Below are 9,431 nucleotides of genomic sequence, written 5' to 3'. Positions count from 1 at the left end.
TGGGGTGGGAAGCGGACGGTCTGGTTTGCTATCAAGCCAGCGCAGAACGAGCCGTCACTTGGGCAGTCCAACTCCTCCCAATGGCGCGGTTTCTGCTATTCGCTCCAGTCCGGCAATCAGTGGCCTCCCTTTGCCAATTGCATCTTGCACAGATGGTAGGGACAAGGAGGCTTTGTGAGCTTCAGCGTCAGTCCAGACTTCGGTGATCCATAGGGCATTGGGATCTTCCGGCGCGACCGCTACGATGTAGGAAAGGTTGCCTGGCATATCGCGCAAACCCGTTATCAGAATCGCAGCAAGGGCATCGCGCTGTCCCTCTACCGCTGTCATCTTGCCGATTAATCCATACATCAGAACGCCTTCCGTTGTTCGCCCCAGGTTCCACGGCACACAAGCTGTGCAGGAAGCTCCCACCACCGCGGCGATAAAGCTGCGCTTTGAAAATTCCATACAACATGAGCTAGACAAAGGCGCAATGCATGAACAGCCCACGTCGCCTAATGGCTAAAAGATTTGCCAAGCAGAACGTCTGCAATGGGGTCGTTAGCTGACAGTCCGTTTTTGTCTGAAACGCTCAGATAGCTGCCCGTCCGGTTTTAGCACGTGGCTATCGATTGCCGAATGTCCGATATTGGGTGGGTAGCGGACAGTCCGCTTTTGGGTTTCTGCTCGAAGCGACAAATATCCGCAACTGGGTGAGAAGCTAATGGATTTCTTTGCTAAGCACATTTATTTGGCAATCGCTATTGCTCATCACGTTCCATTTCTCTCTCGTAATCTGAGGCTGGCGGCTGCGCGATCTGGCTCAACGGGATGGGAATCCAAACAGGATCGCTGCCGAGACGGGCGCTAAAATTGTCATTAAACGTGAATGGATCGGGCTGATCAGACAGGATGTTATTCCCATAGGTCTTTTCGAAATCTGTCTCGGCATAGCCCATTAACCCGAGCAAAGTCGGAAAGACGCGGTAAGTGCTTTGCTTATCATGATTTTGCTGCGCGGCTTGTGCCCAACGGCTGTGGTCGCGCGCGGGTCCACCGATAACCACAAGAGGCACGACTGCTTCCTCGATCTGAGTATTGCCCGTGCAATGAGTGGCTTCCCCATATTCGCCCCGCTCGTGAAACGTCTGTCCATGGTCGGAAGTGTAGATGATTGTGGAATCGCCAATTTCCGCTTCAGCGAAGAACCGGTCAAAGAAAGCGCCGACATTCCAGAGCAGCGTGTTGCGGTAGCTATTGCGGTACAGAACCCAATTGCTTTGCCGTCCATCCAACTCATCGGCCGGTGCCTCGCTTACATCCAAGGACTTGCGCTGTAGCATTGGTGAATAGCGGGCATGAGAATTAGGAAACTTGTCGTTCACCGGAAAATGCGCGCCGATTTTGTTGACGAGGATGAATTGCCGTTCGCTGTCCTGCAGATATTCAGCCAAGCGGCTGGCCACTGCATGGTCGCGATCGAGCACACGAACATCATCGAATTGATCCCATCGATCGATCAGTGCGCGCTCGTCATTGTCCATCAGGTTTTGATAAGCACCTCCGGTTCGCTGCGCGTCGACATAGATCGTCTCGAGATTGGCCGCTTTGGCATAGGCCCAGATCGACGGTTTGGATCGGAAGGCCTGGCGGTAATTGTCCCGTGTCCCGCCATAACGAAGAGTGGCATTCGCGCCTGCACTGCAGGTCGTAACTGCGGCGGCAAGACCAAAATTGAACACTGGCGATGCGGTTTTGGGATCTGCGAGCCCGGAATAGACGCCGTGCTCACTGTTTATATCGAGATATGCTCCTGCGATGCTTTCGTCGATTATGAGCACAATATCGCCAGCAGATTCGGCCGCCACTGGTCTGAACGCTACTGCTTCTCGCGGGGTGTTGCCCTCGGTCAAATGCTCATAACCGTTAAGCAGGCCAAAGCTTACTCCGATATGCGACGATGGCAGCCCGCTCGCTCCGTCACCGCCGCGATAAAACAATATGAGCGTTAACGTCAGAATGATCGGCAGTGCGAACAGTCTAGCAAGTTTCAGCATAATGTTGGCCGTTGCGGCAGGTTTCAGGCCAATTCCGAGCAAAAGCGCAAGTGACTTGCCAATTGCCAACACAATCGCCGTGCCATGCTGCGTCAACGCATTCCCAACGTCTCCGCTGCTTTGGATCATCGTAACGAAAGCGTCGTAGTCCATAAAGCTACCAACCACCCATTGGTAGCCATCGACTGTCGCAGACCCAGCAGCCAATAGCGCCGCCAATGGCCAGCGCAAAAAACCGTGCCGGAAGGAGGCCGCCCCGATTAGGCTAACGGTGCAAAGCGCCAGCAACAATCCGAATGCGGCGAGCGCCACAATCTGCATCGAGGGCTCAAAAAGCATTACGACGCGGCGGAAAACCTCCGGGGCACCCGCAAGCAGCGACAACCCGACAAGAGCAATCTTAAGTCTATTCATACTGTTTGATTACCGTGCCGACGATTGTGCTTCCCTAAGCAAATTCTCAACGTGATACTTAGCCGATTTCATTGCGGCAACAAAGAGAGCGCTTGGCCTTGTATGCACCTATATCTTGGCTGTTTTTGTGAACCGATCTTGCGGTGGCGAACGTCCGCAATTGGGCCGTAAGCGGAATGACCGCTTCTGAGTTTGTGGCCGCCCAAACCGGACACACCCGGCCAACCGAGTAAATTTCAAGTGTCGAGGAGCGCCAACGGCTGCACCGATCCGAATCCGGCGCTCCTCAAGTATCTTGCTACATCCCAGCAGCCGTCGGGCGCACGATCACCTCGTTGATGTCGACGCCCTCCGGTTGTTCCAGGGCGTAACGGATGGCCCGTGCAATGGCATCCGGCGTCAGCGATTTCTCCCGCCAAGTCGTCAGCGCGGATGCAATCTGCGGATCGGTGATGTCGTTGCCCAGTTCCGTCTCCACGACCCCTGGCGAGATGATCGTGGTGCGGATATCGTCATGCTCCTGTCGAAGACCTTCCGTGATAGCCCAGACAGCGTATTTGGTCGCGCAGTAGACCGCGGCGCTCGGCATCACGAAGTGTGCGGCAATCGAGGCGACATTTATCACGTGGCCCGACCGTTGTGCCACGAAGCGGGGGAGGACCGCCGCGATCCCATTCAGCACGCCATGAATGTTGACGTCGATCATGCGTGTCCATTCGTCCTGCTTCAGCGCCGCGAGGGGCGAGAGCGGCATTACTCCGGCGTTGTTGATGAGCACGTCGATGCTTCCGAACCGCTCCTGCGCCGCTGCGGCGAAGGCCCGGAAGTTCTCGGCGTCGGTCACGTCCAGCGACTGCCAAGCCACGCCGTCACCCAGTTGGTCCGCGAGCACTTCCAGCCGGTCGCTCCGGCGCGCGCCGATGAACAGCTTTGCGCCCGTCTCTGCGAGTTCGCGCACTGTCGCCTCGCCGATCCCACTTGATGCGCCGGTAATCAGTACGGTCTTGTCGATGGTCTTCGTCATGCCAGTTCCTTTCTTTTGTCTGATTGCAAGACAGATAGGACGATGGTCAGGAAGGCGTGATCTCGATCCGCCGAAACCCTTGCACGATCCTCCAGAATTACATTTCGATGGATTGCAAATTCGCTCTGGGGAATGGCAAAGCAGGGTAATGAACAAGCATTCCGAACTGGCGGCGCATATAGCGCGGCATGTTGCCAGCACGGGGATGGTCGATACTGCGATCTCACGGCTGTCTCTGTTTCGTGCCGATGAGCCGACACACCCGCTGCCTGCGGTCTACGATGCCTCACTTTGCCTGATTGCCCAAGGGTCGAAGCGTGTATCGCTCGCCGATCAGAGCCTGACCTACGATGCTGAGCACTACCTGCTAGTGTCGCTAGACCTGCCATTGGTGGGGCACGTAACGCAGGCTAGTCCCGAAGCGCCCTACCTCTGCGCGAAAATCGATATCGACCAGTCCACTTTGGCTGACCTCATTATACAGGAAGGCGAAAGCGCGCCAAAAGCCAGCCTCCCCCCGTTGGCCGTCTACCGAAGCGACGAGGATCTGGTGGACGCCGTATGTCGCCTAGTGCGGCTGCTCGATCGTCCCGAGGCAGTCCCCGCACTGGCTCCATTGATCGAGCGTGAAATCCTCTACCGATTGCTAACAGGGCCGCATGGGGCGACATTGCGTTACATGGCAGTGGCTGACAGTCATCTCAGTCAAGTGAGACGCGCCATCGACACGATCCGCTCCGCTTTCGATCAGCGCTTGCGCATCGATGATATCGCTGCAGCGGCGGGGATGAGTCCCTCCTCGCTGCACGAGCATTTCAAGGCAGTCACACGGATGACGCCCTTGGAATATCAAAAGCAGTTGCGGCTTCAAGAGGCGCGGCGTCTCATGCTGTCAGAGGGAGCTAACGCAGGATCGGCCGGGTTCGCGGTTGGCTATGATAGCCCTTCGCAGTTTAGTCGCGAATACTCTCGCTTGTTCGGCGCACCGCCCCGACAAGATCTCATACGTTTGAAAACCTGCGCTAACATATTGACGCCCCTTTGATACCTAACCGGATGACAAGAGAGGGGCCGGGAGAGGACAGCCAGCTATTCGACTGGCGACATCAAAAATTCACTGCCAAGTTCACGCGGTCGACTCGCTCTGGCCTGCGAAGCGTATGAGATCACCATCTCTGGCCGAACGCCGATTTGGCCCCCAACCCTCAATTTTTATCCGACCCTGTTTCTGCCATTGCGCCATTGCTTTAGCTAGCTCGGTGCGCCGGATCAGCCAAAGCTCAAGGACTTGTGGCCATAGCTTCTCCCATAATATGCCTGTTGAGCCTGCCTCCTTGATAACCTCGTAGGCCACGTGTTCGGCAGACTTTCTCTCGCGCTCAATCAGTTGGCCACTACGTTCAAAGGGATCGGCTTCACCCGGTTTATCAAACAAGCCTGCTTGTCCCGTCCTCGCGATCTTGATGTCGGACCGCATTGCAGACTGCCGGGAAAGCGCTTGAGATTGTGCGTCCCGGAAGACGCCAATTCCAGCTGGGTGCCTAGAGAGATAGATCAGCTTATAGAGGCTGCGATCGACTTCGCTTTCATCAACCGTGATCCATGGAGCATAACGGTACTGCCCCATCGCCGCGAGCGCATTTGTCGCAAGGCGCGTTATGAACCTTTCTCTATCTTCGCCCTTTAATGCACTCAGCTCGGCCTTCCAAGTAGTGTCATCATTCAGCTCGGACAGCCATGCCTCTAGCTTTGGTAGTCGATCCGTATGCGCAAACCGGTTGGCAAACTCAAACATGAAGTTGATCAATACTTCTGTCTTGTCTGGGGCAACCAAGCACTGAAACTTGCGCATGTCCGGAAGTCCCTTGGGATCAATGACGACAAATCGAAAGCAGTCACGTGGCAGGGAGTTTGCGATCTTGTGTGCGAAATGCTCAGCAGTGCCCGCGTGGACATGAATCTCGTCAATTCCGGAGAACTTGCTGACCGCTGCTTTGAGCTCTTCGTGGGCGTCCTTCTCAACAAGGTGCGCAACCATCTTAACCTTGCGCCCCAACCGATCTTGAACTTTCTTGGCTTCCGCCATTTGCGAAAGCGCTATTCCAAACGAAGTATCTGAATAATCCTGACACTTGGATTTCCAAGGACCAGCAAACAGATCGACATAAACAAAGTTTTTGAACTGGCTGACCTTCGGCAGCATGTCGCGAACATACCGCTCAAGAAATGTATGTTTTACGTAGGCCGGCTCTCTGCCCTCATACAAATTTTGATCGACCATCGGACACCAGTGAATAGGTTGCTAGAAATACTTATTCACTTTGCTGTCGGTGGCGGGTCAAGAGGTGCCCGCGATCAATCCGCAATCAAATAGTCGGGCATCTCATCATAAGTGCGCCCGTTCAGTATGCGACCAGTGCTCTTCTTATTCACTCCGCCCCACTGCTTGAAAAAGAAGGCAGTCCCCGTCTCAAGGCACTGATCGAGAATGTTCTCGACCCACTCGGTGTCCATTGGACGCGAGCGCGGACCGCTTTCCCCACCAACTATCGCCCAATGTATGCCGGCCAAGTCTACGCGTCCAACATCGCCGATCAGAGGTTCGAAGGAGATGAAACGAACACTCGCGGGGGCGTCGCGCAGGTAGTCCATGCGCTCAATGACGCGGCGATCCTCGACGCTCGTACCCAGCCAGACATTGGCAAGCGGGTCCGGCGAGATATGTTGCAACAGCTCGGCCATCCGGTGAGGTCGCTTGGTCAAGATCTGATAGTGGTGTTGGGGCGTCCGGCCCATAACTTCCCAAATGCGTCGCACGAAGTCGCTGGGCACATCAGGGTGGAACAGGTCTGACATTGAATTGACGAACACTCGGCGAGGCTTCTTCCACGTCAGTGGTATCTCAACCGAATCCTCGTGGCAGCGAACTCTGTCAGTCCAGACAGCGCCGCGCTTTGAGCGTTTCGTGAGCCCTTCGTACTTGTCGTGGCCCATTGCTTGCAGACGGGCAGCCATGCGCATTGCGTAGCAGTTTTTGCACCCGGCGCTCTCAATCGAACACCCGACAACCGGATTCCAAGTCAGGTCGGTCCACTCAATGGAAGATTGTTGCGCCATATACTGTCCTCTGTTCCGTTTAGCACACCAAGATTCTCATGTGAATCCATCGATTTCAGAGAGCGAATGACCGCTTTCGGCCGCAGCCAACCTTTATACGAATGACCGAGATTGGGGCGCGAAGCGGACATTGCTCCTGTGCACTAGAAGCGCCGCGAAAGTTCCACGACCACGCTGGCTGCCAATGCATCTTCGGCTTTCTCGCGTCGCTCCCGAACCGTCGATACCAGCTGACGCTTCGAGTGGCTTGGCATCTTGACGATTGCAGCGAGCACGATGGCTTTCATGAGATCGTGATGCATGGTCATTGCACAGCTTCTGCAGTCGGCTCATCTGAATTCTTCCGCCGTCTCTCAACCAGCGATCGGAGACTGGCAGTCAGCACCAGCGTCGAACTGCCCAGCTTGATGATCTCGATCTCACGTTTACCGATGAGCACATAGAGCGTGCTGCGCCCGATCCCGAGATAGCGGCAGGCCTCGGGGACACGCATCACGATCGGTTCTATTGTCTGGCGCTGTCGTTGCTCGCGAAGATGCTCTGTCGTGCCTGCGGATGGCATGCCGGTCGGTCCTTTCATTCATTTGGGTGATGACGGACCGACCTGGGGGATCATGGAGGGGAGCAGACCGGCCCGCCATCGACACCGAGTATCGCTCGATCATGGGTTGCCACGCCACATGACGTTTCTACGCTGGGGCCGCCTTTGATGCGCTGCCGTCCAAGGACATGATCAATGAAAATCCTATCGCATGCGCCGATATCTGTTTGGACGGACATGGGTACGCATGCTGACGCATATCAGGCTCGAAAGACATCTGAGTACGCAATGCGCCGTCGCTGACTGAGTTGAAAACACACGTCTTTGTTAGGAGAGCGCCGGTCGGCTTACTTAAGTGCCGTCGCATATTGCTCAGCAAAACCAACCACCTGCACCCCGACCGACGGCGGTGCTTTTATCTCGCCCTAGATTCTTCCTTTCAAATCAGACGCTTGCGGACAAATACCCCGAGCTTCTCACGCCTGCAAGCGGATTGCATCGCGACTGCATCCGGCGCGGCCAGCGACCTGCAGTGATAGCGGTGCGAGTGTGCCTCTGATCTGCAACCAAACCGCAAATTTTCTGCAGCGGCAGTACCTAAGAGCGTCGCCAAATGATCCCACGCCATGGCAGCAAAACAACGCGATCATCGCACACCAACGGCCAGATATTCGGATTGCGAGCGCACACGGGATGCTCGACGATTGGTTGCAGCCACGATCGTGGGCGGCTTTAGGGGCAATAGTCTTGACGCTTTAATGTCGTGGATGGGGCGGTCAGCGGACTATGCTAATCGGGCGTTGCTTGCACCCATATGCGGGGAACCTGATACTTTGCGGCCCACTGTTTTGCAGCGTCGAGCGCCGACTCTAAGCTCAGATCGCTCTTCGGCAGCGAGGCGTAAAACACACCCTCACCTGACGCTTTGAAGCCGTAGCCGCTGCCGAAAAATCGATCATCATCGCTAGCTTCGACGACAAGCCACGCATCCTCGTCAGCCATTTCCGGCATTTGCTCGCCGGGCTTCAGGTAGATGTATTCGACCATCGAAAAGCTATCCTCACGTTTACATAGATAACCGTGATGTCGTCGCTAGAGCAAAGGCTGCTCTTGGCAATGTCCCCGCTCGGCCATGCCGGCAAGAATGGGGTGGATAGCCGTCCATCAGGCCAGACTGGTTTGGAGTTCTTTTCGTAGTATCTGAACCAGTTGTGCGGCCGGCATTTCGCGGATTAGCGGTGCGCCCTGGCCGGCCCATTGTGCACCAAAGCCGTCGTCGCCCTTCGCCCTAGCTCTTGTGTGAAGGATTTTCCCGGCATCATAGGCAATCGGATAATCAGGCGGCAGCCGTCCACCAAGCTGATCTGACAGCGCCGTGAAGCGGTTCGCAAGCGCACGCGCTGGGCGGCCGGAGATGAGTGACGTCAGCGTCGTGTGATACGCGCCCGGACCTCTCAGGGCCGTGCGGTAACCTTCGTCTGCTGCGGACTCCGGGCACGCTATGAATGCCGTGCCGAGTTGCGCCGCGACTGCACCGAGATTGAGCGCAGCAGCGATGCCGGCGCCATCCATTATCCCTCCGGCAGCGATGATTGGAAGTCCTGTTTCCCGGACTAGTAACCGGGTGAGCACAAAGGTTCCAAGTGCATCGTCGGGCGAGGTCGGATCGAATATTCCGCGATGGCCGCCAGCTTCGATGCCTTGCGCGACGATCGCGTCGATGCCTGCCGCTTTTATCGCCCGTGCCTCCTCAAGGCTGGTGGCGGTTGCCATCAAAAAGACACCACGTGCGTGCAGTGCCGAAATGGCATCAGCCGAGGGCAAGCCGAAGTGGAAGCTGACGACGGGCGGCGCCACTTCCAACAGCATCGCCAGCATGTCAGGATCGTCGGCGAAGCTCTTGTAGATCGTGCGCAGCGTCGTCGGTGGTTTGGCGTCGAACTCGGCAAACACCGGCGCAAGCGATGCGAGCCACGCCGCCTCGCGACCGGGATCCGCCTTGGCCCTGCAGTGGACAAACAGGTTTACATTGAAGGCCCGGGCCGTGTGGCTGCGTAGCTCCTGAATCATCGCCCGTGCACCGGCCGCATCAGTCGCGCCCACTCCAATTGATCCAAGTCCTCCTGCTTCGGAAACTGAAGCTGCTAACAAGGGCGTCGAGATGCCTGCCATCGGTGCCTGGATCAAAGGCACCGTGAGTTGAAACTGATCGATAAAGGACATAGGCGCTCAGCATCCAAAGTTAAACCATCACCCGGTTATGCACCCATCAGGACCTCATGTGAACGGCGGTAAA

Annotated in this window: 10 protein-coding genes; 1 reads left to right on the top strand and 9 read right to left on the bottom strand. The window is 56.3% G+C overall.

The features are described 5' to 3' along the window. Positions 1-54: 54 nt before the first annotated feature. The 3 genes from ACGHJ7_RS14390 to ACGHJ7_RS14380 all read right to left on the bottom strand — a co-directional run bounded on the left by ACGHJ7_RS14390 (position 55) and on the right by ACGHJ7_RS14380 (position 3,477). The gene (locus tag ACGHJ7_RS14390; protein ID WP_390479086.1) at positions 55-450 is read right to left on the bottom strand and encodes a putative quinol monooxygenase; all 396 of its coding nucleotides are present in this window, start codon (positions 448-450) and stop codon (positions 55-57) included. A gap of 293 nt (positions 451-743) precedes the next feature. Continuing rightward, positions 744-2,378 carry a sulfatase-like hydrolase/transferase gene (locus ACGHJ7_RS14385; RefSeq protein ID WP_390479084.1) on the bottom strand — a complete coding sequence of 545 codons (1,635 nt, stop codon included), beginning with the start codon at positions 2,376-2,378 and terminating at the stop codon, positions 744-746. A 373-nt stretch (positions 2,379-2,751) separates the two neighbouring features. Beyond that, positions 2,752-3,477 (bottom strand): SDR family oxidoreductase, encoded by a 726-nt coding sequence (locus ACGHJ7_RS14380; RefSeq protein WP_390479082.1) that lies wholly within the window; start codon positions 3,475-3,477, stop codon positions 2,752-2,754. Between the two features lie 148 nt (positions 3,478-3,625). Here ACGHJ7_RS14380 and ACGHJ7_RS14375 point away from each other — a divergent pair, with 148 nt between their 5' ends. Next, on the top strand, positions 3,626-4,522 hold the full coding sequence (locus tag ACGHJ7_RS14375; RefSeq protein ID WP_390479080.1) for an AraC family transcriptional regulator N-terminal domain-containing protein: 897 nt from the start codon (positions 3,626-3,628) through the stop codon (positions 4,520-4,522). Positions 4,523-4,603: 81 nt separating this feature from the next. On the opposite strand, the gene tcmP is transcribed toward ACGHJ7_RS14375, so the two are convergent. From tcmP to ACGHJ7_RS14345, 6 genes are all read right to left on the bottom strand, one after another. Then, a complete protein-coding gene (tcmP, locus tag ACGHJ7_RS14370; RefSeq protein ID WP_390479078.1) occupies positions 4,604-5,758 on the bottom strand; it encodes a three-Cys-motif partner protein TcmP in 1,155 nt (384 codons plus the stop codon). Between the two features lie 74 nt (positions 5,759-5,832). Further along, positions 5,833-6,594 carry a DUF5131 family protein gene (locus ACGHJ7_RS14365; protein ID WP_390479076.1) on the bottom strand — a complete coding sequence of 254 codons (762 nt, stop codon included), beginning with the start codon at positions 6,592-6,594 and terminating at the stop codon, positions 5,833-5,835. A 143-nt stretch (positions 6,595-6,737) separates the two neighbouring features. After that, on the bottom strand, positions 6,738-6,902 hold the full coding sequence (locus tag ACGHJ7_RS14360) for a hypothetical protein (protein ID WP_158246688.1): 165 nt from the start codon (positions 6,900-6,902) through the stop codon (positions 6,738-6,740). Then, a complete protein-coding gene (locus ACGHJ7_RS14355) occupies positions 6,899-7,174 on the bottom strand; it encodes a helix-turn-helix domain-containing protein (RefSeq protein ID WP_224800623.1) in 276 nt (91 codons plus the stop codon). The genes ACGHJ7_RS14360 and ACGHJ7_RS14355 overlap by 4 nt, the downstream gene beginning before the upstream one ends. A 750-nt stretch (positions 7,175-7,924) precedes the next feature. Further along, positions 7,925-8,182: a hypothetical protein gene (locus ACGHJ7_RS14350; RefSeq protein WP_103025254.1), complete on the bottom strand. Its 258-nt coding sequence runs from the start codon at positions 8,180-8,182 to the stop codon at positions 7,925-7,927. Between the two features lie 117 nt (positions 8,183-8,299). After that, complete coding sequence (locus ACGHJ7_RS14345) at positions 8,300-9,358, bottom strand: nitronate monooxygenase family protein (RefSeq protein WP_103025253.1); 1,059 nt, start codon at positions 9,356-9,358, stop codon at positions 8,300-8,302. Between the last annotated feature and the right edge of the window lie 73 nt (positions 9,359-9,431).

The organism is Altererythrobacter sp. MTPC7, from assembly GCF_042851395.1.
In the GTDB taxonomy this organism is placed as follows: Bacteria; Pseudomonadota; Alphaproteobacteria; order Sphingomonadales; family Sphingomonadaceae; genus CAJXSN01.
Note: the sequence above shows the minus strand (reverse complement) of the source record. Positions and strands in the feature narration are given on the sequence as shown.

Excerpts from the sequence above, each read along its gene's own strand:
- ACGHJ7_RS14390 (WP_390479086.1), bottom strand. The coding sequence starts at position 450 with ATGGAATTTTCAAAGCGCAGCTTTATCGCCGCGGTGGTGGGAGCTTCC.
- ACGHJ7_RS14385 (WP_390479084.1), bottom strand. The coding sequence starts at position 2,378 with ATGCTTTTTGAGCCCTCGATGCAGATTGTGGCGCTCGCCGCATTCGGA.
- ACGHJ7_RS14380 (WP_390479082.1), bottom strand. The coding sequence starts at position 3,477 with ATGACGAAGACCATCGACAAGACCGTACTGATTACCGGCGCATCAAGT.
- ACGHJ7_RS14375 (WP_390479080.1), top strand. The coding sequence starts at position 3,626 with ATGAACAAGCATTCCGAACTGGCGGCGCATATAGCGCGGCATGTTGCC.
- tcmP (WP_390479078.1), bottom strand. The coding sequence starts at position 5,758 with ATGGTCGATCAAAATTTGTATGAGGGCAGAGAGCCGGCCTACGTAAAA.
- ACGHJ7_RS14365 (WP_390479076.1), bottom strand. The coding sequence starts at position 6,594 with ATGGCGCAACAATCTTCCATTGAGTGGACCGACCTGACTTGGAATCCG.
- ACGHJ7_RS14360 (WP_158246688.1), bottom strand. The coding sequence starts at position 6,902 with ATGACCATGCATCACGATCTCATGAAAGCCATCGTGCTCGCTGCAATC.
- ACGHJ7_RS14355 (WP_224800623.1), bottom strand. The coding sequence starts at position 7,174 with ATGAAAGGACCGACCGGCATGCCATCCGCAGGCACGACAGAGCATCTT.
- ACGHJ7_RS14350 (WP_103025254.1), bottom strand. The coding sequence starts at position 8,182 with ATGGTCGAATACATCTACCTGAAGCCCGGCGAGCAAATGCCGGAAATG.
- ACGHJ7_RS14345 (WP_103025253.1), bottom strand. The coding sequence starts at position 9,358 with ATGTCCTTTATCGATCAGTTTCAACTCACGGTGCCTTTGATCCAGGCA.